This window comes from Planctomyces sp. SH-PL62 (genome assembly GCF_001610895.1).
In the GTDB taxonomy this organism is placed as follows: Bacteria; Planctomycetota; Planctomycetia; order Isosphaerales; family Isosphaeraceae; genus Paludisphaera.
Genome location: NZ_CP011273.1, coordinates 5235600 through 5258793, shown reverse-complemented (window position 1 = coordinate 5258793; position 23194 = coordinate 5235600). Strand labels below are relative to the sequence as shown.

General features: G+C 69.9%; 18 protein-coding genes and 1 pseudogene. 11 read left to right on the top strand and 8 right to left on the bottom strand.

Annotation, left to right across the window (positions count from 1 at the left end; all coding sequences use genetic code 11):
* Nucleotides 1–55: 55 nt before the first annotated feature.
* From VT85_RS20325 to VT85_RS20315, 3 genes are all read right to left on the bottom strand, one after another.
* Entirely contained in the window at nucleotides 56–1003 is a 948-nt protein-coding gene (locus tag VT85_RS20325; protein WP_068419499.1) for a glycosyltransferase family 2 protein, read from the bottom strand.
* Between the two features lie 211 nt (nucleotides 1004–1214).
* Nucleotides 1215–2183 (bottom strand): sugar phosphate isomerase/epimerase family protein, encoded by a 969-nt coding sequence (locus VT85_RS20320; protein ID WP_068419497.1) that lies wholly within the window; start codon nucleotides 2181–2183, stop codon nucleotides 1215–1217.
* Nucleotides 2184–2217: 34 nt separating this feature from the next.
* Nucleotides 2218–3042 (bottom strand): sugar phosphate isomerase/epimerase family protein, encoded by an 825-nt coding sequence (locus tag VT85_RS20315; RefSeq protein WP_068419495.1) that lies wholly within the window; start codon nucleotides 3040–3042, stop codon nucleotides 2218–2220.
* Nucleotides 3043–3218: 176 nt separating this feature from the next.
* On the opposite strand from VT85_RS20315, the gene VT85_RS20310 reads away from it, so the two are divergent.
* Nucleotides 3219–3728 (top strand): hypothetical protein, encoded by a 510-nt coding sequence (locus VT85_RS20310; protein WP_156512975.1) that lies wholly within the window; start codon nucleotides 3219–3221, stop codon nucleotides 3726–3728.
* Between the two features lie 18 nt (nucleotides 3729–3746).
* On the opposite strand, the gene VT85_RS20305 is transcribed toward VT85_RS20310, so the two are convergent.
* The 5 genes from VT85_RS20305 to VT85_RS20285 form a co-directional block, all read right to left on the bottom strand.
* On the bottom strand, nucleotides 3747–4445 hold the full coding sequence (locus tag VT85_RS20305) for a hypothetical protein (RefSeq protein ID WP_082858766.1): 699 nt from the start codon (nucleotides 4443–4445) through the stop codon (nucleotides 3747–3749).
* Nucleotides 4446–4504: 59 nt separating this feature from the next.
* Nucleotides 4505–7642, bottom strand: a complete 3138-nt coding sequence (gene shc, locus VT85_RS28680; RefSeq protein WP_197490901.1) for a squalene--hopene cyclase — start codon at nucleotides 7640–7642, stop codon at nucleotides 4505–4507.
* Nucleotides 7643–7897: 255 nt separating this feature from the next.
* On the bottom strand, nucleotides 7898–9157 hold the full coding sequence (locus tag VT85_RS20295) for a BON domain-containing protein (RefSeq protein WP_068419491.1): 1260 nt from the start codon (nucleotides 9155–9157) through the stop codon (nucleotides 7898–7900).
* A 113-nt stretch (nucleotides 9158–9270) separates the two neighbouring features.
* The gene (locus VT85_RS20290) at nucleotides 9271–11643 is read right to left on the bottom strand and encodes a TolC family protein (protein WP_068419489.1); all 2373 of its coding nucleotides are present in this window, start codon (nucleotides 11641–11643) and stop codon (nucleotides 9271–9273) included.
* A 476-nt stretch (nucleotides 11644–12119) separates the two neighbouring features.
* Nucleotides 12120–12506, bottom strand: a complete 387-nt coding sequence (locus tag VT85_RS20285) for an Mpo1-like protein (protein ID WP_156512974.1) — start codon at nucleotides 12504–12506, stop codon at nucleotides 12120–12122.
* Between the two features lie 156 nt (nucleotides 12507–12662).
* Here VT85_RS20285 and lpxK point away from each other — a divergent pair, with 156 nt between their 5' ends.
* The 10 genes and pseudogenes from lpxK (at nucleotide 12663) to VT85_RS20235 (ending at nucleotide 23193) form a co-directional block, all read left to right on the top strand.
* Entirely contained in the window at nucleotides 12663–13739 is a 1077-nt protein-coding gene (gene lpxK, locus VT85_RS20280; RefSeq protein ID WP_197490900.1) for a tetraacyldisaccharide 4'-kinase, read from the top strand.
* Between the two features lie 78 nt (nucleotides 13740–13817).
* Nucleotides 13818–14915 carry a lipopolysaccharide heptosyltransferase II gene (waaF, locus tag VT85_RS20275; RefSeq protein ID WP_068419487.1) on the top strand — a complete coding sequence of 366 codons (1098 nt, stop codon included), beginning with the start codon at nucleotides 13818–13820 and terminating at the stop codon, nucleotides 14913–14915.
* Nucleotides 14900–15844: an NAD-dependent epimerase/dehydratase family protein gene (locus VT85_RS20270; protein WP_068419485.1), complete on the top strand. Its 945-nt coding sequence runs from the start codon at nucleotides 14900–14902 to the stop codon at nucleotides 15842–15844. The genes waaF and VT85_RS20270 overlap by 16 nt, the downstream gene beginning before the upstream one ends.
* Before the next feature lie 70 nt (nucleotides 15845–15914).
* Nucleotides 15915–17510, top strand: a complete 1596-nt coding sequence (locus VT85_RS20265) for a glycosyltransferase family 39 protein (RefSeq protein WP_068419483.1) — start codon at nucleotides 15915–15917, stop codon at nucleotides 17508–17510.
* Entirely contained in the window at nucleotides 17507–18355 is an 849-nt protein-coding gene (locus VT85_RS20260) for a lipopolysaccharide kinase InaA family protein (RefSeq protein WP_068419481.1), read from the top strand. Before VT85_RS20265 ends, VT85_RS20260 begins: the two co-directional genes overlap by 4 nt.
* A 119-nt stretch (nucleotides 18356–18474) precedes the next feature.
* Nucleotides 18475–19725, top strand: a complete 1251-nt coding sequence (locus VT85_RS20255; RefSeq protein ID WP_068419479.1) for a glycosyltransferase family 4 protein — start codon at nucleotides 18475–18477, stop codon at nucleotides 19723–19725.
* Between the two features lie 67 nt (nucleotides 19726–19792).
* Complete coding sequence (locus tag VT85_RS20250) at nucleotides 19793–20548, top strand: sugar phosphate nucleotidyltransferase (RefSeq protein WP_068419477.1); 756 nt, start codon at nucleotides 19793–19795, stop codon at nucleotides 20546–20548.
* Nucleotides 20545–20778: pseudogene (locus VT85_RS29700) on the top strand (glycerol-3-phosphate acyltransferase); the annotation flags it as partial. The gene VT85_RS20250 and the pseudogene VT85_RS29700, both read left to right, overlap by 4 nt.
* Nucleotides 20779–20804: 26 nt before the next feature.
* Nucleotides 20805–22373, top strand: coding sequence for a glycerol-3-phosphate acyltransferase (locus tag VT85_RS20240; protein WP_315850950.1), 1569 nt, complete (start codon nucleotides 20805–20807; stop codon nucleotides 22371–22373).
* A 166-nt stretch (nucleotides 22374–22539) separates the two neighbouring features.
* Nucleotides 22540–23193, top strand: coding sequence for a hypothetical protein (locus tag VT85_RS20235; RefSeq protein ID WP_068419470.1), 654 nt, complete (start codon nucleotides 22540–22542; stop codon nucleotides 23191–23193).
* The last annotated feature ends 1 nt before the right edge of the window (nucleotide 23194 follow it).

The window sequence follows — 23194 nt, the reverse complement described above, 5'->3', positions numbered from 1 at the left end:
TCGACCCGTCGGCGGTCGCGAATCCTTCGCGACGATCCGGCGGATCATCATCCGATCACCATTCGAATCGATGGAAGAAGGCTTCCTGGCGTTCGACCCAGCCGTCCCGCCCCGCGTGGAGGTCCCGTCGCGCCTTCACGACCTCGCGCCAGCGCGACGCGGCTTCGAGGAACGACCGGGCGAAGGTCCGACGGCCGCGGATCATCGAGCCGGCGAGCCGGATCGGCAGCCAGCCCAGATGCCTCGCCAGCCGGGCCCCCCGGAGGTTCTTCCAGGCGAAGATCAGCGTATTTCGGATCGCCAGGCCGTCGCAGCGAGACTCGCCCAGTTCGGGCGCGAAGGTCGCGAAGCCCTTGTGATAGGCCATCGATTCCGGGACGTAGTAGCCCCGGAGCCCGGCCATCCAGGCGCGGAAGCCCAGGTCCAGGTCCTCGATCCGTCCGGGGTGGTAGATCGGGTCGTAGCCGCCCAGCTCCAGGAACCGGACGCGGTCGACGGCCAGCACGGGGCCGGCGGCGGCGGTGAGGTCGGCGCGGTCGACGTGGGCCTCGTGGCCCGGCACGCGGCTCATCCCCTGCACCAGTCCGAACCGGGTCCGCACCCGCGTCCGCATCCCCTCGTAGAGCCGGCCGTCGAACGTCCAGCACTGGGGGGCGGAGAAGAACGCGTCGTCGCGCTCGGCGAAGACCCGCAGCAGCGGCGCCACCGAGTCATGGGCGAGCTTTACGTCGTTGTTCAGCAGCAGGACGACGGGCTCGTCCATCTCCTTCAAGGCGTCGTTGAACGACGCGAGGCCCCGGTTGGGGAGGTGGATCACGCGGACGTCGGGATGGCGGCGGGCCAGCCAGTCCCGCGAATCGTCGGCCGAGTCGTTGTCGACGACGACGACGCCGCAGGGGGTCGGCGATCGGCGCGCGGCCTCGAGGACGGAAGGCAGACACTCCTGGAGGAGCGCCCGGCCGTTGTAGTTCAGCACCAGGATCTGGGTGCGATCAGGCGACAAGGGTTCCGTCCCTGGTTCGTCGTCGTGTCGTGCGTCTTGGTTTCGGATGATCCCGCGGAGGGCCGCGTGGAGCCCGGAGGACGTCTTGTCCCCACTCGCCCCGGCGATCGACCGGCCGCAATGCGCCGGTTTGGTTGCGTACGATACGAAAGGCCGCGGACCCGGTCAAGGCCGGGTCCGCGGGTCGTCGAGCGTGTCGGCCGGGGGGCGGTCAGCCGCGGTATTCGGAGCCTCGGAGCGATTCGAGGAGCTTCTTGGTGGCCTTGATCCCCTCGGCCTCGCCGAGCCCGCCGCCCTCGTATTCGATGCCGACGAAGCCGTGGTATCCGGCGTCGGTGACGATCTTCATGATGCGGGCGAAGTCGAGGTTGGATTCCTCGCCCTTGTCGTTGAAGTCGTAGCTCTTGGCCGAGACCCCGTGGGCGTGGGGCATCATCCGGGCGATGGCGTCGTAGACGTCGATCGCGTACTTGCCGTCGGCCTTGGGGAAGTTGCCGAAGTCGGGCAGGGTGCCGAAGCTCGGGTTGTTCACGGCCTTGATCAGGGCGAGGAGGGCGTCGGGGTCGCTGGACGGCCCGCCGTGGTTCTCGCAGATGACGTGGATCTTGTGCTTCACGCCGTAGTCGGCCAGGGCCGAGCAGGCCTCGGCCGCGTTCGCCACGTCCGACTTGCTGTAGTGGCTTCCGGTGTTGACGCGGATGGCGTGGCAGCCCAGCGCGGCGGCGGCGTCGACCCACTTCTTGTGGTTCTCGACGGCCTGCCCCCGCGCGGCCTTCTCCGGAGCGCTCAGGTCGCCCTCGCCGTCGATCATGATCAGGACGTTGGTGACGCCGTGGTCGTCGGCCCGCTTCTTGAGGTCCTTCAGGTAGGCGGAATCGTGCGCCTTGTCCTTGAAGAACTGGTTGACGTATTCGACCCCTTCGATGCCGAATTCCTCGCGGGCGACCTTGGGGAAGTCGAGGTTGTCGAGCTTCTTGGCGAAGAGCGCCTTGTGCAGCGACCACTCGGCCAGGGAGATCTTGAAGTCGCCGATCTTGCCCGGCTTGGGCTTGCCAGTGACCTCGGCGCCGAGGGCCAGGCTCCCGCGCAGGGAGAAGCCCGATCCGAGGCCGAGAAGGGCCCCGCCGGCCGCGGCGCCTCGGAGGAACGAACGACGGCTGAGCGATTCGTGCCGACTCATGAGCGACTCCCTGGGAAAGTGGGGCGGTTCAGGTTCAGGCGAAGGCGATCGACTTCTCGTCGAGGATCCGTTTGAGGGCGTTGGCCGCGTCGGCGAAGCGTTCGGGGCCGGTGAATCCGTAGGAAAGCTCGGCCACGATCAGGTGGGGCTCCAGCACGACGAAGCCGTCGTAGCCGGTGCGCACCGCGTCCTCGAGCAGGCGGGGGATCTGGCCGTCCCCTTCGCCGGCGGGGACGTTGCGGTGCTGCGCCTCGCTGTAGTCCTTGACGTGGAAGTGGGCGACCCGAGGGCGGAGGAGCGTCCAGGCGTCGTCGATCGACTGGCCGACCTCGACGTAGTTCGCCGGGTCGAAGGCGTGCGTGAGCGCCGGGGAGTCGACGGCCGCGAGCAGGTCCTGGACGCGGTCGGCGTGGTCGCCGTAGATCCCCTTCTCGTTCTCCAGGAACAGGACGACTCCGCGGTCGTGGGCGAGGGCGGCCAGCTCGGCCATGCGGTCGACCACGGCCGAGCGGTGGTCCGCCGGGTCGTCGCCGGGGGGCATGTAGAAGCTGAAGACGCGGATCCTGGGGCACTCGTGGAAGTCGGCCAGGTCGAGCGCCCGAGCGAAGCGGCCGAGGTGTTCGTCGAACGGGTCGGTGATCCGGATCTTGCCGATCGGCGAGCCGATGGCGCTGAGGCCGAAGCCGGCGTCGCGCAGCCGGGACCGGAACTCCTGGTGTTGCTCCTCGGAGAGGTCGAGGACGTTGGCGCCGTGGATGGCGCGGAACTCGATGTTCTTGACGCCGTGTCGCGTCAGGACCTCGATCTGTTCCTTCGGATCCTGGGAGATCTCGTCGGCGAAGGCGCTGAGGCGGATCATCGGGGCGTCTCTCGCGTCGCGTCGGTCGTGTCGTTCGCTTGCCTTATCCGCGATGATAGCACTTCGGCGAGAAACCTCCAGGGGCCGGTGGTGCGGGGCGGGGCTTCGGAGTACGATACGTCCGGTCGATCGACGACGAACCGGATCACTCGCCCGGCCCCTTGGGACGCCTGCTCATGTGGACGCTCGTTTTCACGTTCCTGGTCTACTGGCTCGTGGCCTTCGTGGGCTGCTTCACCGCGGTCGAGATCGCGCAGGACGCCCTGTACGACGAGGTGACGCCCAGGGCCGGCCTCAAGGTGACGCTGGCGTCGGTGATCCTGGCGCTGGTGATGACCTATTATCACCCGTCGTTCGAGACGATGTTCACCGCGAACCTGCTGTCGACGGTGCTCCAGGGGATCGTCTGGTTCGGCGTCTTCACGCTGGTCCTCCAGTTCCACCCGTGGCACGCGCTGGGGCTGGGGCTGCTGCTGATGTGCCTGGTCTCGCCCCTGGCGACGATGGGCGTCGACAGCATGCTCGCCCCCGACGACCAGGTCCGCCGCATCCGCGCGGGGACGTCGGCCGCGACCAAGCCGGTGCGCGGCTCGCTCTCGCCGACCGGCTCGGCACCCGGCTCGGCAGCCGTTGCGGAACCGGAAGCCGCGGCGGAACCGACGGAACCGGCGGCGAAGACGCCCTGACCCGTCGTCGCCGTCTCGTTACGGCAGGCTCCGGAGCACGACCTGCAGGCCGTCCGCCAGACGGTCCGCGCTCTCCAGGGCGTGGGCGTGGAGCGCCCAGAAGTCCTTGATGGCCGACGGCCGTCCCCAGAGCGCACGGAGGGCCGCGCCGACGCGGTAGCTCCCCGACGTGTTGAGGAGCCTGCCGACCTCCCGCGGCAGTTCGGTCCGGGCGTCGTCGCTGACGACCCGGAGCGACAGGAAAGGGACGTGGCGCTCGCGGGCGGCGAGGGCCGCGGCGAAGGTCTCCATGTCGATCAGGTCGGCCCGATGCATCTCGCGCAGCTCGGCCTTCTCTCGGACGCTGGAGATGACGCGGTCGACCATCAGCAGGCGGTCGACCGTGCGGACCCCGGCGACCGGCCCGACGAGTCCCGGGCCGACCTCGACGACCGCCCCCGTGCCGTCGGTCGTCGAGCGGGCGAGGACCAGGTCGTTGCGGTTCAGGGCGGGGTCGAGCGCCCCGGCGAACCCGGCCGAGACGATCACGCGCGGGCGGTGGCCGGCGAGCAGGTGCTCGACGCCCCGGCGGGCCGCGTCGCGGCCGACGCCCGAGGCGACGACGGCCAGGATGCGGCCCTCCAACTCCCCTTCCACCACCGTCAAGGAGCGGGCGGTGTAGCGGCGGACCTTCGCCAGCTTGTCGATCAGGTGGCCCGCCTCCATCGGCATCGCCATGACGACGCCGACGTCGGCCGGGGGTGGGGCGGGAGCCAGAGTCCCGGGTTCAGGGGCGATCAAAGGAACTGCCACTTGACCAGTTTGAGGGTGTCGCCCAGCCGGCTGTTGACGCCCAGGGCGGCCGAGGTTTCGAAGCCCGAATGCATCATGCAGTTCTCGCAGCGCGGGTCCTTGCCCGGGCCGTAGTCTTCCCACTCGGTCTTGTTGAGCAGGTCGCCGAACGTGGGGTGGTGGATGTCGGTGATGAGGTAGCAGGGGCCCTTCCATCCCTTGATATTGCGGGTGGGGTTGGCCCAGGCGGTGCAGGAGAGCTCGCGCTTCCCCTGGAGGAATTCCAGGTAGATCGGCGAGGAGTAGAAGCGGTACTTGCGGAACATGGCCTCGGCCGCCCGGAACTTGGCCCGGATGTCGGCGCGGGTCATGAACATCTCCTTCGAGTCGACCGCGGCGTAGCCGTAGCCGGGGGAGATCAGGAAGCCGTCGACGTCGAGGCTCGTGAGATAGCCGAAGAGGTCGTCCAGCTCCTTCATGTCGGTCTCCTGGAAGACCGTCGTGTTGGTGCAGACGAGGAAGCCGGCCTCCTTGGCCGCCTTCACGCCGTCGATCGCCGAGTCGAAGACGCCCTGGCGCTCGACGGCGATGTCGTGGCTCTCACGCATGCCGTCGAAATGGACGTTGAAGAAGAAGCGGGGGTTCGGCTTGAAGTCCTGGATCTTCTTGCGGATGAACATCCCGTTGGTGCAGAGGTAGACGACCTTCTTGCGCTCCAGGATCTTGGCGGTCAATTCGCCGATCCCGGGATAGATCATCGGCTCGCCGCCGCAGATCGAGACGACCGGCGCGCCGCACTCGTCGACCGCCGCGAGGCACTCGTCGATCGAGAGTTTCTGCTTGATCGTCTGGGAGTACTCGCGGATCCGCCCGCAGCCGGTGCAGGTCAGGTTGCAGGCGTGAAGCGGCTCCAGCATCAGGACCATCGGGAACTTCTTGGCCCTGGAAATCTTCTTTTTGGCGATGTAGCCGGCGATCCGACTCGTCATCTGCAATGGGAAACGCATGCGGCGATCACTCCCTTGTACGGCTTGCCTGCCACGTGGCCCGAGCTGACCTGAGCCGACTGAACCGAATCGAATCGAATCGAGCGAATCCGACGAGCGACGAGGCTCGTCAGGCGAGCGGTCGGGGGCGGCCGGGATGCGGCTCGCCAGCGCGCCGGTCGAGAGTCCGTGGTCCTGGGCGAGCGCCTGGCCGTAGCGAGCGATCGCCATGAGCGGGAAGGAGACGCTGTAGAGGTGATACTTCAGGTAGAAGACGCGGGGGAAGCCGGTCCCGGTGAACTCGGGCTCGTTCCACGAACCGTCTTGCAGCTGCGTATCGACGAGGAACTGGACCCCCCGGGCGACGGCCGGGCTGGCGACGCGGCCGGCGGCGATCAGGCCGAGCACGGCCCAGGCGGTCTGCGAGGCGGTCGGCGTCCCCGTCCCCTTCAGGTCGGGCTCGTCGTAGGTCCGGCAGGTCTCTCCCCAGCCGCCGCACGGCTGCTGGACCGATTCCAACCAGTCCGCCCCCTTGACCAGCGCCGGGGCGTCCATCGCGTGGCCGATCGACTTGAGCCCCTGGAGGACCTGCCAGGTCCCGTAGATGTAGTTCACGCCCCAGCGGCCGTACCAGCAGCCCTCCGGCTCCTGGTTCCGCCAGAGGTAGTCCAGCCCCCTGGCGACGGCCGGGTGGTCGATCGGATAGCCGAGGTCGCCCAGCGACTCGATCACGCGGGCGGTGATGTCCGGGCAGCTCGGGTCGAGCATCGCGTTGTGGTCGGCGAACGGGACCTTGGTGAGGACCTCGTTGTCGATGTCGACGTCGAACGCCGCCCATCCGCCGTCGCGGTTCTGCATCGCGAGCAGCCAGTTGGTCCCGCGGGCGATCGACTCGGCGATCGGGGCCTCGTCCGCGCCTGGCGAGCGCAAAAGGGCCATCAGCACCATCGCCGTGTCGTCGATGTCGGGATAGAAGGCGTTGGCGTACTCGAACGGCCAGCCGCTCGGCTCGACGCCGGGCCGGCGCACCTGCCAGTCGCCCCCGCGACGCAGTTCCTTGCCGATCAGCCAGTGGGCCGCTTTCTCGATCGCCGGGGCGTCGGCCGGCTCGTCGGCGTCCGCGAGCGCGATGGTGGTGATCGCCGTGTCCCAGACGGGCGAGACGCAGGGCTGGAAACGGGTCGTCTCCCCCTCGTCGATCCGCAGGTCGTCGAGCTGCCGCCAGGCCCAGGCCACCGTCGGCGAGGAATCCTCGTAGTCCAGGCAGCGGAGCGCCAGGATCGTGTAGACCATGGGAGGGTAGATCGCGCCCAGGCCGTCGGAGTCCTCGAAATGCTCCAGCATCCACCGGTGCGCCGCCTGGACCCCCCGGCGACGCAGCGAGGTCGGGAGCAGCCGATCGGCCCACTTCAGGCCGCGATCGACCGACATAAAGAAGCGGCCCCAGGAGAACAGGGGGTGGCGCGGGCGGACCCACGCCTTCGTCCCGGCGACGAACAACTCGCCGATCCCGAGCTCGGGCGCGAGCTTCCGGACCGGCTTGTAGTGCGAGACGATCGACAGCGGGACCACGATCGACCGGGTCCAGGCCGACATCGCGCTCAGACTGTAGTTGAACCGCGACGGGATCAGGACGACCTCGGGCGGGACCGTCGGGCAGTCGTCGTAAGAGATCTGCCCCAGCAGCGCGAGGTAGAACCGCGTGAAGCTGTTGCACGCCGACGCGCCGCCCAACGCCAGGATCGCCTCGCGCGCCTTGACCATCGCCGGGTGGTCGACGGGGGTGCCGGTGATCTTGAGCGCGAAGTATCCCTTGACCGAGGTGCTGATCTCGGCGGCGCCGCCGGGGTAGTTCGGCCAGCCGCCGTCCGGGAGCTGATTCTCCAGGAGATAGCGGGCGCATCGCCGGCAGACCGCTTCCCTCTCGCGACCGAAATAGGTCATCAAGAGGATGTATTCGGATTCGAGGAGGGTGTCGCCTTCGAGCTCGGCGATCCAGTGGCCGTCGGCCTGCTGGCGTTCCAGCAGCCAGTTGCGCGTTCGTTCGAGAGCCGCTTCGTGACCGCTGGCGGGCGCCGCCTCGCGATGCATCGACGACCGGACGAAGGAATGGGCCGTGCCGCCCTGGGATCCGCCTCCCTCCTTGTTGGCGATCATGCGTTCTCGATCCTCTTGATTTGAATCTCGTCGTGATCCCGCTCGTGGGCTCCCGGAGATCGACGGTGATCGCCGGCGCGCGGGGAGGCTTCGGAGACGCTCCCCCCTGAGTGGGAGGTCATCCTAAGCGGCCCCTGGAGATTCGATCAAGGTCAAACCCGCTCAAGATTTGCGGCCTGACGACCGACGATCGCGTCGTTGGCACGGAGAGCTTGCCCAGCTTCTTCAGTGTCGCGCCGCGCCAGGCGAATCGGCTCAATCGGCGAGGAAATTCGACTCGATCCGAAAGTCGCGGAGCAAGGGGATGGACCGCAGGAGGGCGTCCATACGGGCCTGATCCTCGCCCGGGGAGAGCGAGCCGCTGACCTGGACGACGTCCCCCCGGACCTCGACGCGATCGACGTGCGCGGTGTCGCCGGCGTGGCGTCGGATCTGGTTGAGGAAGTACGGCTCCAGGTCGCTCGGCCGTGCCTTGGCCTTCAGGGGGTTGGGGTGGTTCTCGTCGGGAAGGGGGAATTCCAGCTTGTCGACGACCTCGCGGACGCCGGGCGTCTGCTGGACGGCGCGGAAGGCGAGCATCGCCTCATACGCGGACGGGACTTTCCCGGAGATCGTCACCACGTCGTCGGCCGCTTGCGTGTCGATGGGGAGGCCTCGGAGCGCCGGACGACGTTCGATCGCCTGCTCGACCCGCGTCCCGAGCGGATCGCCGACGCCAGGGCGAGCGGGGGCTGGGGCGGGGACCGCCTGGGGGGGCGGTGGGGGAGGGACGGGGCGTTGCAGCTCGATCGGACGGCCGTCGAGGGGCTTCGGGGGGGGCGGGGGAGTCGTGCGGCTGACGACCCGGAGGTCGCTCGCCACGCGGGTCACGCCGGGGACGCGACTCGCCTCCTGTTCGATGATCCACTTGTCCTCTTCGCTCGCGACGTCGCCGGAAAGCGACACCTGGCCGAACTCATCGACGGCGAGCTGGATTCGCCCTTTCACCGGGGCCGCGGCTCGGCGGATCGCCTCGTCGGGCGTCGGGGCGGGCCGACCCGCGAGAGCGACTCCGGGTACGTCGACGCGTGGAGGGAGACTGAGGATGGGGGGCTCGAACCCGTAGAATGGGTCGTCGAGGCGACCGAAGAGCGGCTCGGGATAGACGAACGTCGGGGCGGGACCGAGCGGGGAGGCCGCGACGACAGCGCCCCCCCCGTAGGTCTGTTCGAGCGCGACGCGGTGGGCCTCGCGCGTGTCGATCACCAGGTCGTCGTGGGGGACGAGCCCCAGGTCGATGACCGTTCGGATCGCCAGGTCGTGGAGGCCCTTGGTCCCGACCTTGCCCGAGAGGATGATCTCGCCCTGCCGCCCGACGTCGACCCGGATCGGGTAGGGGAGGAGGAGCGGGTTCGCCCGGAGCGCGTCGACGACGGTCTGCGCAGGGGACGGCCCCTGTTCGTAGGCCAGGGTCGGCCGAGGGGCCGAGCAAGCGGCCAGGGCCGCGAGGACGATGAATCGAAGGCGCCGGGACATGATGCTCGCCCCTTCCTTGTCGACGTGCGGTGCGAAGCAATGCGCGAACTGCGGACGGCCCCCACGATGAAGTTTATAGGCGACTCTCGGGCCGTGGCAAGCCGATCCCCCGGCTACGCCTTCCATGTAGTCGCGATCAACGCCGAAAGGCCGACGCTCCGGGGGAGCGTCGGCCTTTCGTTGGGTCCGCGTCGGCTTGTCGGCCCGCCGTCAGGGGAGCGGCGGGAGGTCGACGGCCTCGGGAAGCTCGGGGAGTTCTTCGGTCGTGGGCGCCGGGCTCGGGGCCGGTGCCGGGGCCGGCGTCGGAGACGTCGCGGGGGCCCGCCGGCCGGGATGGCGGCCGGGTCGGTCCGGGGGGCCGGCGTCTGCGAGAGGATGGGGGCCTCGCCGGCCGGTCGGTACGGAGGAATCGGGGTCGGCGAGGGTCCCAGCGGCCCGATCGGGGCGGGCATCGCGGGGAGCGGGTCGCCGGGCTCGAGGTTCGGCGGCGGCTGCGGCGCCACCGGGTCGGGCGTGGCGGGGCCCACGACTCGCTCGGGGTACATCGGGCCGTCCGGCGGGATCGGGATCTGCTTGTGGCCTTCCTGAATGTCGCGGGCCTGGACGTACGCCTTGCGGGGGTTGGGCCCTTCGGCGACCGCGATGTTGTTGTAGGCCAGGAGCGTCCCCTTGGCTTCTTCCAGGGCGACGATCGAGATGTTGTAGGTCGTCTTGTACTGGGCCTCGAGAGCGACGGCCTGGGCGTACTGGCTGACGGCGTCGAGGAAGCGGTCGATGGTGATCCGGCCTTCCTCGTAATAGGCCCGCTGGGCGGCGAGGCGTTCGGCCGCGGCGGCCCGGAGCCGCGAGGCGGTCTTGAACTGCTTGAAGTTGGCGTCGACTTCCAGGAAGAACCGGCTCAGCGAGTGGACCGTCTGGTGGATGACCTGCTGGAGGTAGGCCCGCTGGCGGAGCAAGGTGTACTGGGCCTGCCGCGTGCTGGCCAGCGGGGCCCGCATGCCGAGCGGCATCTGGAACGACCAGCCGACCTGCCAGGTCCGGAAGTTGTTGTAGAAGCCCGGGTTCCCCGCGACGCCGGCGGCCCGCTGCTGGGCGGCGATCACCGGTTCCAGGGCCTTGATCGTGGCCCCCGTCATGACCGCCTCGGCCGAGTCCAGGTTCTGTCCGAACCCGTTGAACTGGTAGAGGACGTTCAGGCTGAGCTGGGGGAGGAGCTGGTTGCGGGTGATCAGGAGCTGGAGCTCGGCGATCCGCACCAGGAGCTGCTGCTGGACGATGTCGGGCTGGAAGGTGACCATCTGGGCCAGGCTCGAATCCCAGTCGGGCTCCAGGCGGGCCTCGGTCGGCGGCGTGACCGGGATGATCCGGCGGTTGTCGGCCGGGGGGAGCCCCAGGATATTCCGCAACTGCCGCTCGGTGGTGATGACGTCGGCCGTCTTGGTGACCAGGTCGAGGTTGAACTGCTCCAGCCGCTGCTGGGCCTCGGCGACGTCGGCCACGGTCCCCTTGCCGACGACCAGCTCGGCCTGCTCGCGGTTGACGATCTCGCGGGCCAGCTCGACGGCCTTCTCGGCCGACCAGAGCTGGACGTGCTGCTGGGCCAGGGCCCAGTACTGCTGCTCGATCGACCGGACCTGGGCCATGACGTCGGCCTTGAACGCCCAGACGGCCGCGTCGGCGTTGAGCCGGGCGACGACGATCGGGGCGCGGTTGGCCTCCAGGCCGACCGGCGGGCCGGCCTGCTGGCCGGGCATCGGCGCGCTGCCCATCAGGGGCTGGGTCAAGGATAGCTGCAGGTTCGTCGTGTACGCCGACGGCGTGACCAGGAACGTGCTGTTCTGGTACAGCCAGTTGACGTTGTGGACGATGCCGATCTGGGCGCCGGTGGCCGTCCGCTTCTGGAGGCCGATCTGGAAGTTCGCCGTGTCCTGCACCGAGATGACCGGCGTCCTCGTCCCGGCGAGCTGGAACGTGCCGCCCTGGATCGCGTTGTTGAACGGCTGGGAGCTCTTGCCGTAGGTCATGTTGGTGATGAACGCCGTGTCGAAGGCGCTCAGGGCCTGGGCGATCTGGGTCTCCTGGATGGCCGGGTCGTAGACCGACCGCAGCGTCCCGGCGCCCAGGGCGCTGGCGATGCCCGCGCCGGCCCCCGTGTTCAACGGCTGGGGCTCGAACCCGCCGACCGGGATGCCCTGCGCACCGAAGGCGATGACCCGGACCACCTCGGAGTTGTCGAGGCCGATCCGGATCGCCTCCTGCAACGTCATCGGCCAGATCTCGTCGGCCTCGGGATCGTTCGTCGTCCGTGGCTTGGCGATCTTGGGGATGGGCAGCGGCGCGCCGCTGGAGAGGAAGTCGGCCTGCTTGACTTCCTTATCCTCCAGGGCCATCTTCCCCATGTTGTCGTGGGGGACGGACTTGGACTGGTCGATGTAGGGAAGTCTCTGGCAACCGGATGAGCCCACCCAGGCCGCCAGCACGGCCATATGAGTCCATCGGTTCCTTCGTAAAGTCAATCGCATGGCCAGCCGTCCTTGACTAAGATCGCCATGTGACGCGTCACTCGAGGCGTGGGAACACGCCGCGCCATCCCTGGCTTGGCTCACGGAGTCTACCGCCCACGACTCGACCGTCGCCGTCGCATTCGGGCCGACTCGGTCGCGACCCAGCTCTGACACCCACGAGGGCGGCCGAGGCGAGGTGCGATGGCCGACCCTTCGTGCCGAAAACAAGTTGTGTGCGAACGAACATCAGACGATGCGACCTCGACCCCCGGAAATGTGCGGAGAGTCGGCCTGTCGAATGGTATCGGACGTTCGTGTTTTGAGACTTGAGGCGATGAGGCGGATATTACGGGTTGGGCCGATTCTGCTCCAGGCGAAAAAACGAAGGGCCGGAAAGTGTGGCCGGTCGACCCGAGACCTCGCGCATCGTCCACGACGCCATAAAGGGACAGGCAAGCTCAGGCCGTTCCCGCCGGGGCCTGAGATTGCGCAGCATCGTCGCCCGCCGACGCCTCCGTCGCCCGGTCGTACCCGGCGAACGGTCCCCCGCCCAGCGGGAACTCGACGTAAGGCATGCCGAACAGCCGCTTGAAGTAGATCACCTCGCCCGGGTCGGTCTTCTCCAGGTAATGGCCGGCGAACTGGAGCCCGAATCCCCCCAGGAACAGCCCGAGCCCCAGGACGAAGATCGGGAACGAGACCAGATACGCATAGACCGGGAAGAGGAGCACGCCCAGGATCGTCAGCGGGATGCCGATCAGGTGCAGCACGAAGCTCACGACGCTGAGGTGCCGCTGGAGCCAGTGGACGACAAGGGGGTGCGGCGGTTCTGGCGGAGGGATCATGGGGGACCTGGGGCTCTCGAGGCTGGCGGTCGTGGTGCGGCTTGACGCTCGCCGCGGCTTACGGTTAGCCTCCTCCATCTTAACGGCCGTCGCGACGATCCGGGAGGCGGCCCCCCCGACGCGGACCTGGCCGCGTAAAGAGAGGACGTCGAACGCGTGGGCGGCATCGATCCCGAACGGTTCCTGAGATTGGTGCGAGGCGAGATCAAGGGGCCGACGGCGAGCGCCGCCCGGATGGGCCTGGGTCTCGCCGCCGCCGCCTACGGGCTCGGCGTCGCCGCCCGCAACGCGGCCTTCGACCGCGGCCTCAAGGCCGTACACCGGGCGCGGGTCCCGGTCGTTTCGGTCGGCAACCTGACCCTCGGCGGGACCGGCAAGACGCCGATGGTCGAGTGGCTGGCCCGCTGGTATCGCGCCCGCGACGTGCGCGTCTGCCTCATCAGCCGGGGCTACGGTCGGGCCGACGCCGTCAACGACGAGGCGCTCGTGCTGGAGGAGAACCTCCCGGACGTCCCCCACCTCCAGGACCCCGACCGCGTCCGGCTCGCGGAGATCGCCGTGGACGAGTTGGAGACCGAGCTGATCGTCCTCGACGACGGTTTCCAGCACCGCCGGCTGGCCCGCGACCTCGACCTCGTGCTGCTCGACGCGCTCGACCCGTTCGGCCTCGGCCGTCTCTTCCCGCGCGGGCTGCTGCGCGAGCCCGCGACGTCCCTGAAACGAGCGGACGCCGTGATCGTCACCCGGGCCGACCTCGCGCCGGCCGACCGGCTCGCCGCGATCCGGTCGGAAGTCCGCCGCCGCAACGCCACGATCCCGATCCTGGAAGCCCGCCACGCGCCTCGCGACCTCGTCGACGGCGACGGGTCCGCCTCGTCGCTCGACGGCCTCGACGGCCGCGAGGTCGCCGCCTTCTGCGGGCTTGGCAATCCCGAAGGATTCCGCCGGAGCCTCGAATCGCTCGGCTGTCGGATCGCCGACCTGCGAGTCTTCCCGGACCACCATCCCTACTCCGCCGAGGACGTCGCCGATCTCGTCCGATGGGCCGGGGCGTCGGGGGCGAATCTCGTCTTGACCACGCAGAAGGATTTGGTGAAGCTCCGCCTCTCGAATCTCGGGGACGCCCCCCTTCGCGCGCTCCGGATCGGCCTTGAACTCCTGGACGACGCCCGCCCGCTGGAAGACCTGCTGGCGGCCTTGCTCCCCGAGTCCCGGCCTGTCGCGGACGCATAACGAGGGAGACGACCCCGGAGGCTCGGGCGTCCGGCATGGATCGCCGGATGGATCCGCCATGGAAGGGTCCGGCCCCGAATGAACATCGTCGTTTTCTGCCCCAGCCTCATCGGCGACACCGTCATGGCGACGCCCACCTTCCGCGCCCTGCGGAAGCATTTCCCAGCGGGTCGGCTGACGGCCGTCGTCAAGCCGAACGTCGCCCCCGTCCTCGACGGGCTCGACTGGTTCGACGAGACGATCCTGTTCCACCCCCGCTCCAAACTTCGCGAGCAGCGGACCCCGGCGCTCGTCCGGCGTCTGCGGGCCGATCGCCCCGACGCGGCGGTGCTGCTCCCCAACTCCATCCGCACGGCCTGGATCTCCCGGCTCTCGGGGATTAAGCGCCGGGTCGGCTACGAGCGTTACGCCCGGGGTTGGTTGCTGACCGACCGCCTGGCTCCCCCTCGCGACGCCAAGGGGAAGCTGCTGCCGTGCCCGATCGTCGAGTACTACCTGGCCCTCGCCCACGCGCTGGGATGCCCCGGCGACGGCGTCCGCCTGGAGCTGGCCACGACGCCGGCCGACGAGGCCGCCGCCGACGAGGCGCTCGCGACGCTGGGGGTGGACGTCTCCTCCGGACTGGTCTGCCTGAACAACGGCGGCGCGTTCGGTCCGTCGAAAGCCTGGCCCGTCGAGTATTTCGGCGTCCTCGCCCGCCGCCTCGCCGAGGAGGCGGGAGTCGCGGTCGTCGCGCTCTGCGGCCCCTCCGAGCGCGAGGAGTCGCGGCGGATGGCCGAGCTGGCCGCGCATCCGAAGGTCGTCAGCCTGGCGGACCGGCCCCTGAGCCTCGGGCTGTCCAAGGCCCTGGTGCGGCGTGCGGACCTGCTCGTCACGACCGATTCCGGGCCCCGGCATTTCGCCGCCGCATTCGGCACCCCGGTCGTCACGCTGTTCGGGCCCACTCGTATCGAATGGACCAGGACCAATCATCCACACGCGATTCATCTGTATCACCCCGTCCCGTGCGGGCCTTGCCAGCGCCCCGTATGCCCGCTGGGGCATCACCGCTGCATGAAGCTGCTCACGCCCGACCGCGTGTTCGACGCGGCGACGCGGACGTTGACGGGCCGACGAAGTCCTCGATCAACCCACTTGCGCCTCGAGACCAAGGAGACTTCATGGCGACCTGGCTGATCACCGGAGCACGCGGCTGGCTGGGCGGGTACGTCCTGGACGCGCTGGAGCGGGCCTCGGGAACGGGCGACCGGATCGTTGTCCTGGGTCGGAGCCGTCCGGAATCCCTCCGCGGCGTGCTGTTCGTTTCGGCCGACCTCCGCGAGCCCGAAGGCCTCGCCCGCGCCGTGCGCGAGATCGAGCCGGACTACGTGGTCCACGCGGCGGGGAAGACGCCGCCGGCCCCCGACGCGGAGCTGTACGAGACGAACTTCTGGGGAACCGACCGGCTCCTCAGCGCGCTGAGGACGCTGGACCGGCCCGTCCGCGTCGTCGTCGCCGGCTCGGCCGCCGAGCTGGGGCCGGTCGCCGCCGCCGACCTCCCCGTGGTCGAGGACCACCCCTGCCGGCCGATGACCGCGTACGGCCGCAGCAAGATGATGGCGACGGCCTCGGCCCTGGCCGATCGCGGGCCGCTGGAGGTCGTCGTCGGCCGCCTGTTCAACCCGATCGGGCCGGGGATGCCGGAATCGCTGGCCTTCGGCCGGTTCGCCGCCCAGCTCGCCTCGCCGGCCGCCGACCCGGTCCCCCTCCTGGCGGGACGGCTCGACGCCCGCCGCGACTTCGTCGACGTCCGCGACGCGGCCCGCGCCCTCATCGAACTGGCGCGACGTGGAACGCCCCGGCGCGTCTACAACATCGGCTCCGGCCGCTCGCGGACGATCCGGGAAGGGCTCGACCTGCTGGTTCGCCTGAGCGGTCGATCGGCCCGAGTCGAGGTCGATCCGGATGCGACGCGGCGTCGCGAACCGGACGACTCCCGCGCGTGCATCGACCGGATCGCCGGCGAGATCGGCTGGCGGCCCTCGACGACCTTCGAACGGTCGATGGAGGACCTCTGGGCCGCCGTCGCGCCGCGAGGCTGCACGGTCCTGCCATTGACGGCCTGAAGGGTGCACCTATAATCGCCGTCGCGGCCGAGGATCGGCGCGCGGAAGGCTCGGGTCAAGGAGGATCAGGGTGGCGCATCGTCGCTGGTTCATCGGCATCCTGACGTTCGCCGCACTCCTCCACGTCGCGGCGATCCACCGCACGCTCGTCCCGGCCCAGGACGGCCTGAAGTTCCTGGCCGCCGCCCGCCGCTTCCAGTCCGATCCCTGGATCGACGTGATCAAGGGGACGGACCAGCACCCGCTCTATCCCGCGCTGATCGCGGCCGTCGAGCCCGTTTCGGCGGCGCTGCTGGGCCCCGGCCCGGACGCCTGGCGAATCGCCGCGCAGGGAGTGTCGGCCCTGGCCTCGCTCCTGCTGCTGTTCCCGCTCTTCGCGCTGGCTCGGGCGATCTTCGACGAACGCGTGGCGTTGATCGCCGTGATCCTCTACGTGCTGCTTCCCGTCCCCGGCGAGGTCGGCCGCGACACCCTGGGCAACGCCCTGGGCCTGCTGGGGATGACGGCGACGCTCGCGCTCGGGGCGGCGGCGATCCGTCGCGATTCGTGGCGGCTCGCCCTGGCCGCCGGGCTCGCCGGCGGCGTCGGCTACCTGGCGAGGCCCGAGGCGATCCTCGCGCCGATGGCCGTCGGGCTGGCCTGGACCCTCTACCTGGCGCGGACTCGCGGGGCGAGTGCGGTCGCGACCGCCCCGGCCTTGCCGGCCCTCGGGCTGGCCGTCCTGGTCTGCGTCGGCTCGTACGCGCTGGCGAAAGGGCAGGTTTCCGAGAAGCTCGCCCTGCGCCACGCCGCGTCGCTGGGCCCGCAGGCCGCCGCCCGTCGTTCGACGCCCCAGCCGCTGCCTCAGGGACTCGCCGAGGCCGGCCTGGACCTCTCCGCCAAGGAGGAGTCGGACGACAAGACCCTGGGCGGGCCGGTCGCCGCCCTCGTCTGGGTCGGCCGGAAATGGTGGGACGAGATGTGCTGGGGCTTCGCGATCATGGCCGTCTGGGGGCTGGCCCGCCGCCGCGCCGTCCAGCGGCTCTGCGACCGCGAGCCGGGCGCCGGCGGGGCCGAGGGGCTCGTGCTGGGCGTCTTCGCCGCGACCTACGTCCTCGTCCTCGTGCGACACGGATCGAGCCTGGGTTACCTGTCGAGCCGCCACGTCTTGCCGCTGGTGGCGGCGTCGTCGATCTGGGCGGGGGCGGGGGTCTTCGTCTGCGTCCGCGGGCTAGGGATGAAGCTCGCCGTCCCGCCGCGAGCGTGGCGGGGCGCGGTGGCCGTGGTGACGGCGTTCGTCGCCCTGATCCTGGTCGTCTACCAACTCCGCACGGGGCACGAGAGTCGTCGGGGCCACTGGGAGGCCGGTCGCTGGCTGGTCGCGAACGCCCGGGCCGGCGAGCAGATCCTCGACACCCGCGGCTGGGCCCGGTTCGTGGCCGACCGGGCGGACGGGTACGACTACTGGCACGTCCGCCAGGCGCTCTCGGATCGGAGCCTCGCCTACGTCGTCGTGGGTCGCGACGAGCTGCGGGCGAAGAGTCGACGCGCCGAGAGCCTCAATGCACTGCTGGCCTTCGCGGCGACGCCCGTCCGCGACTTCCCGGTGATCGTCGACGGCCGCGACGTCGGGACGCGGATCTACCGCATGAATCAACCGATCTCCTGGGAAGGCTTCACGCCATGAGCTTGCGAGCGTTCTGGAAACGCCTGATCCGGGGCTCGCGATGGTCGTGGATCAACGATCGTTACCGCGAGGCGCTGCCGGCCGACTTCGACGCCTCCGTCATGGCGATCGTCAGTCGCGACCGGCTCCACGCCAAGCAGGGGCGGTCGACGGCCCGCGTCGTCCTGCACGGGGCCGAGCGGCGCGTCTCGGTCTACCTCAAGCGGCATTTCCGGCTCCCGCTGGCGGCCCGGCTTGCGGCGACCGTCGACCCGTCCGGGAGGCATTCGCCGGGCGCGGCCGAGTGGTCCCACCTGGAGCGGGCGCGGGCGCTGGGCGTCCCGGTCCCGGAGGTCGTCGCGGTCGGCGAACGGATCGGTCCCTGGGGGGGTCTCCAGAGCTACCTGGCGGTCGCCGAACTCCCCGGACGTGAGTTGAACGAGGTCCTCCCCGACCTGGAGCGATCGCTCGACCCGGAATCGTTCGCGGCCATGAAGCGGCGGATCGTCGGGGAGATGGCCCGGATCGCCGCGACCTTGCACCGGGCCCGGACGTTCCACAAGGATCTCTATCTCTGCCACTTCTTCCTGAACCTGGAGAAAGCGGCGCGCGATCCTCGGGACGTCGAGCTGACGCTGATCGACCTTCACCGGCTCCGCGAGCACCGGCTGATGGCCGACCGTTGGCGCTGGAAGGACCTGGGACAGCTCCTCTACTCGATCGAGGGGGTCGCCGGCGTCTCCTCGCGCGACGTCCTCCGGTTCTGGATGCACTACAAGAAAGCGGCGGGGATGCGACGGCCGGCGTGGCAGGCCCGGATGATCCGGCTCAAGGCGGCGCGGTATTCCTCGCACAACGCGCACTGACCGGGAAAGCCGGAGAATCCCGGGAAAAGCTCCAGTCGCGGGCGTCCCGGACGCGATTATCAGACGATGAGGGCTCGCCGGACGCGGGCCGGCGGCGGCAGGACGCGGAGACGGTTCCCATGAGGCTGGCCCTGAACTTTCCGAGAGTCGATCCCACGAAAGGCGGGGCCGAGACCTACATCGTCGACCTCTGCCGCAGTCTCACGCGCTCGGGTCACCAGGTCGACCTGTTCACGTCGAGCTGGGCCGAGGGGGCGTTGCCGGCCGAGGTCCGCTGCATCCGGGTCGAGTCGCCGGGCCGCACCCGCCGCGAGCAGGTCGCCGGCTTCGCCGAGGCGTCGGCCAGGCTCCTCAAGAACGCCGATTACGACTGCACCATCGGGTTCATCAACACCTACGAGCACGACGTCATCATCCCCCAGGGGGGCGTGCACCGCGGCAGCCTGCGGGCGAATTCGCTGCGGTTCGGCAACGCCCTGACCCGGCGGCTCTACGTCATGGGGAAGGTGCTGAATCCCAAGTTCTGGACCTACCGCGCGATCGAGAAACGGCAGTACGCCGCCGACCGCGGGGCGCGGGTCGTCGCGGCCAGCCGGATGGTGGCCCGGCACGTCCAGGAATTCGAGGGGGTTCCGAAGTCGCGGATCCACGTCGTCCCCAACGCGATCGACCCCGACCGGGTCCTGGTGCCGCAGCCGGGGGCCTTGCGGTGCGTCTTTCGGGACCGGATCGGCCTGGCGCCGGACGACCTCGTCGGCCTGTTCGTGGGCCACAACTACGCGCTCAAGGGGCTGGAACCGTTGATCCGAGGGCTGGCCGCCCGGAACAAGCCCGGCGTCCGGCCGATCCACCTGCTCATCTGCGGCGGCGGCCGTCCGGGCTGGTATCGCCGACTTGCGCAACGGCTGGGGGTGGGGGAGTTCGTCCACTTCCTGGGCTTCCACGACGACGTCCGCGAGTGCTACTGGTCGAGCGACTTCTTCATCTCGCCCACCTACTACGACCCTTGCTCGCTCGTCGTGCTGGAGGCGCTCGCCTGCGGCTTGCCGGCCGTCACGACCGCGTGCAACGGGGCCAGTGAGCTGATGGACCACGGCCGGCAGGGATTCGTGCTGTCGGCCCCGGACGCCCGCGACGAACTGGTCGCCGCGCTTGACGGGATGGCCGACGAGTCCCGCCGCCGCGCGATGTCGATCGAAGCGGCGAAGCTCGGCCGCGAGTGGACGTTCGACCGCCACGTCGAGGCGCTGGTGAAGGTATTCCGCGAGGTCGCCGCCGCCAGGGCGAAATCCGCGACCCACGGCAGGAGGCCCGCTTCCGGGCCGCACGCCGCGAAGGTCGGGAATCGGAAGAAGGCCGGGCGGGGATGAGTCGAACCGCATCCGCGCCGGCCGGCTCGCGATCGAGACGAAGAGACCCAGGGAAGGGGGACCGACGATGAAAGCCGTGATCCTGGCGGGGGGCAAGGGGACGCGACTGCGACCCTACACCCACGTCCTGCCCAAGCCGTTGATGCCGCTGGGGGAGGACGACCCGATGCCGATCATCGAGGTGGTCCTCCGCCAGCTCGCGCGGTTCGGATTCCGCGACGTGACGATCATCACCGGCTACCTGACCGAGCTGATCGAGACCTTCTGCGGCGACGGCCGGAAGTTCGGGGCGAAGATCGGCTATCGCCGCGAGGTCGCCCCGCTCGGGACGGCCGGCGGCCTCACGCTGGTCCGGCGCCCCGAGGAGCCGGTGCTCGTCATCAACGGCGACATCCTCACGACGCTCGACTACGGCGCGATGTACGACTTCCATCGCGAGCGCGGGGCGTCCGCGACGATCGCGTCGTACCCCCGCGAGGTCAAGATCGACTTCGGCGTCCTCCAGTTCGGAGACGACCCCCACATCCTGACGGGATACCGCGAGAAGCCCGAGTATTCCTTCCAGGTCAGCATGGGCGTCTACATCCTGGAGCCGCACGCCTGGGACTATCTCGTCCCCGGCCAGGCCGTCACCATGCCTGAGCTGCTGGAGGCGATGCGCACGACCGGGCGTCCCGTCAACTGCTACAAGCAGGACTGCTACTGGCTCGACATCGGCCGTCACGACGACTACGCGACGGCTAATGAGATCTTCGACAACCGCCGCGCCGCGTTCCTGGGACAGCCCGACGAGGCCGTCCTGAAGATCGGCCGCGACCAGTGACCGGAGGCCCCGCGTTGACCTGGACCTATCCCGCCGCCGCCCTCGCCGCCTACCTGATCGGGGCGATCCCGTTCGGGTACCTGATCTATTACTCCCTCACCAGGGAGGACGTGCGCAAGGTCGGCTCGGGCAACATCGGGGCGACGAACCTCGGCCGGTTGCTGGGCTTCCGTTTTTTCGTGCTGGTCTTCCTCCTCGACGTGCTCAAGGGGCTCCTGCCGACCCTGGGCGTGCCTCGGCTGTTCGAGACCCTGGGCTGGCCCGTCCCCCCGACCTCCCGGTCGCGGCGGCGATCGGGGCGATCCTCGGGCACAACTTCCCGGTCTACCTTGGCTTCCAGGGGGGCAAGGGAGTGGCGACGAGCCTGGGCGCGCTGCTGGCGCTGGAGCCGGTTGCGTGCGGCGCGGCGACGGCCGCGTTCTTCACGGTCTTCCTGATCAGCCGGTACGTCTCGCTCTCGTCGATGATCGGCGGGCTGGCGTTCGCCGCCGCGTATTTCGGCCGCGCCGACGAGCCGTGGAGCCGCGAGCATCGCGCGATGAGCGTCCTGGTGGTGGCGGTCGTCGTCCTCCTGATCGCCAGGCACCGCAAGAACATCGGCCGCCTGCTGGCGGGGACGGAGAATCGGGTGAATCTCGGCCGCCGCAAGCCGGAGGGGCCGTCCCCCTCGCAACCCTCGGGGATGGTCCGCCCGGCGGTGCTCGCGACGCTGGCCGTCGCCGCGGCCCTGCTGTTCGCGGCCGGCGCCCTGATCGTCCAGCGGGCGCAGGCGCCCGTCGAGGCGGTCGCGGGGCCATGGCTGTTGCGCGAGACCCACCGCGAGGCTACCGGCCAGCAGCGTGCCACGCGCGTCGCCTTCGACGAGGCTGGCGAACGGCTCGCCGTGCTCTGCCCGCGCTACAACCACGTCATCGTCTACCGCGTGGACGAGGAGGCGAAACTCTCGCCCCTTTCGGAGATCGCGGTCGACGGCCGCCCGGTCGCCATCGCGGTCGTCGGCGGGAACGTCGCGGTCCTCCAACGCCCGGTGAACGACGCCAAGCATCTCGGCCCCGGTTGGTTCGACGTCTTCACGCTCGAAGGCGATCGTGTCGGGGCTCGCATCGAGGCGGGCTACTACCCGGACGACCTCGCGGCCACGCCCGAGGGCGCCTTCCTGATGGTGCTGACCTCCGGTCGGGGCGAAGGGGACGCCGCGAAGCCCGCTCCCGAGCTGACCGTCCACGCCACCTCCGCCATTCTCGACTCGTCCACCTCGGCGCCCGTTGGCCGCCTGGCGTTCGGCGACGACGACGACCCCGATCGGCTGACCCTCTCGCGACAGGGGAGGCGGGCCCTCGTGACGATGGCCCGCGCGAAGCAGGCGGTCGCGATCGACCTCGCCGACCCGAGTAGCCCCCAGGCCGTCGGCCGGATGAATCTCAAGGACGGCGACGCGCCGCACGTCTCGCGGTCGCAGGACGGCGACTGGATCCTCATTCCCGCCGTCGACGAGCACGATGCCGTGGCGTTGGCCGCGAGGCCGAACCCCGATCACGCGGCCTCCGACGCCGGGACGGACACCGCCGCCTACCTCGTCGTCTCGCAGCCCGAGGACTCGACGCTCGACCTCGTGCAGGTCGCCCCGACGGTTCTGCTGGGCCGATTCCCGGTCCTGGGACCGTTGAACCTGGGGGGCGCCGAGACCTCGGCCCTGGCCTTCAACGACCGTCGCCGAATCCTCGCCGCGGCGACCAAGCCGGGCGCCGTCCACGTGATCCGGCTCGAATCGCGGATGGACCCCGCCGCCGCACCCCCGCCTTCGCGGATCGCCGCGTCTCGCTGAATTCGGCCCGGCCGACGCCCTACGTCCCGTCCGGCTCTCGCGCCGTTCCTCGCCCGGCGCCAAGAAATCCCGGCGCGGTGCGAATAGAATGAGAGGGGAGCCCGTCTCCGCCTGGAGGGCCACCCGCCCGGCGGTGGACCGGCACGCCCGCAGGGAGCCGCCGACGATGAGCCGCACGTCGACTTCGAGACCGATCCCCTGGTTCTGCCCGTCCTGTCTCAAGACGGGAGCGGAAGCGCCCAAGGACGACCTCTGCGCCCATTGCGGCGATCGCATGGTCGCGCAGGGATACTGCCCGGTGTGCGAGGACTTCCAGCCTCGGGAGGCCGGGGCACTCTGCCCGAAGCACGACCTGCCGCTGGAAGAGGACGCCCCGGCCCCCGCCTGGAGCCGGGCGACGGGTCCCTGGGTGATGGTGGCCCGGTTCACCGACGCCCTGGCGTGCCAGGCCCCCCGCATCCGCCTGGAAGCGGAGGGGATCCCGACCGTCGTCGACGGCGAACGCATGGGGAGCAAGTCGATGTACCACGTCGCCACCGGCGGCGTGAAGCTGAGCGTCCCGGCGAGCCTGGAGTCCGAGGCCCGCGTGATCCTCTCACAGACGTGGTCGCAAGACGCCGCCGATCTGGGGATCGAGGACGACGACTGGGACGACCTGGACGAGGACGGATTGGGCGCCGGCGGCAGCGGCGGCAGCGGCGGCGATGCCCCCCCCGTGGCGTTCCTGTTCTCTCCGCTCCTCGTCCTCGGCCTTGTGATCCTGGGAGTCGTCCTCGTCGTCGGCCTGTCCGCGATCCTCGGCTTGCTGGCCGGCGAGTAAG

Bases quoted from the DNA above. Each gene is read 5' to 3' on its own strand.
- VT85_RS20255 (WP_068419479.1), top strand. From the start codon at position 18,475: ATGAGGCTGGCCCTGAACTTTCCGAGAGTCGATCCCACGAAAGGCGGG.
- shc (WP_197490901.1), bottom strand. From the start codon at position 7,642: ATGATCGCCAACAAGGAGGGAGGCGGATCCCAGGGCGGCACGGCCCAT.
- VT85_RS20250 (WP_068419477.1), top strand. From the start codon at position 19,793: ATGAAAGCCGTGATCCTGGCGGGGGGCAAGGGGACGCGACTGCGACCC.
- VT85_RS20285 (WP_156512974.1), bottom strand. From the start codon at position 12,506: ATGATCCCTCCGCCAGAACCGCCGCACCCCCTTGTCGTCCACTGGCTC.
- VT85_RS20290 (WP_068419489.1), bottom strand. From the start codon at position 11,643: ATGGCCGTGCTGGCGGCCTGGGTGGGCTCATCCGGTTGCCAGAGACTT.
- VT85_RS20295 (WP_068419491.1), bottom strand. From the start codon at position 9,157: ATGTCCCGGCGCCTTCGATTCATCGTCCTCGCGGCCCTGGCCGCTTGC.
- VT85_RS20315 (WP_068419495.1), bottom strand. From the start codon at position 3,042: ATGATCCGCCTCAGCGCCTTCGCCGACGAGATCTCCCAGGATCCGAAG.
- waaF (WP_068419487.1), top strand. From the start codon at position 13,818: ATGAACATCGTCGTTTTCTGCCCCAGCCTCATCGGCGACACCGTCATG.
- VT85_RS20320 (WP_068419497.1), bottom strand. From the start codon at position 2,183: ATGAGTCGGCACGAATCGCTCAGCCGTCGTTCGTTCCTCCGAGGCGCC.
- VT85_RS20235 (WP_068419470.1), top strand. From the start codon at position 22,540: ATGAGCCGCACGTCGACTTCGAGACCGATCCCCTGGTTCTGCCCGTCC.
- VT85_RS20305 (WP_082858766.1), bottom strand. From the start codon at position 4,445: ATGGCGATGCCGATGGAGGCGGGCCACCTGATCGACAAGCTGGCGAAG.
- VT85_RS20270 (WP_068419485.1), top strand. From the start codon at position 14,900: ATGGCGACCTGGCTGATCACCGGAGCACGCGGCTGGCTGGGCGGGTAC.
- VT85_RS20310 (WP_156512975.1), top strand. From the start codon at position 3,219: ATGTGGACGCTCGTTTTCACGTTCCTGGTCTACTGGCTCGTGGCCTTC.
- VT85_RS20260 (WP_068419481.1), top strand. From the start codon at position 17,507: ATGAGCTTGCGAGCGTTCTGGAAACGCCTGATCCGGGGCTCGCGATGG.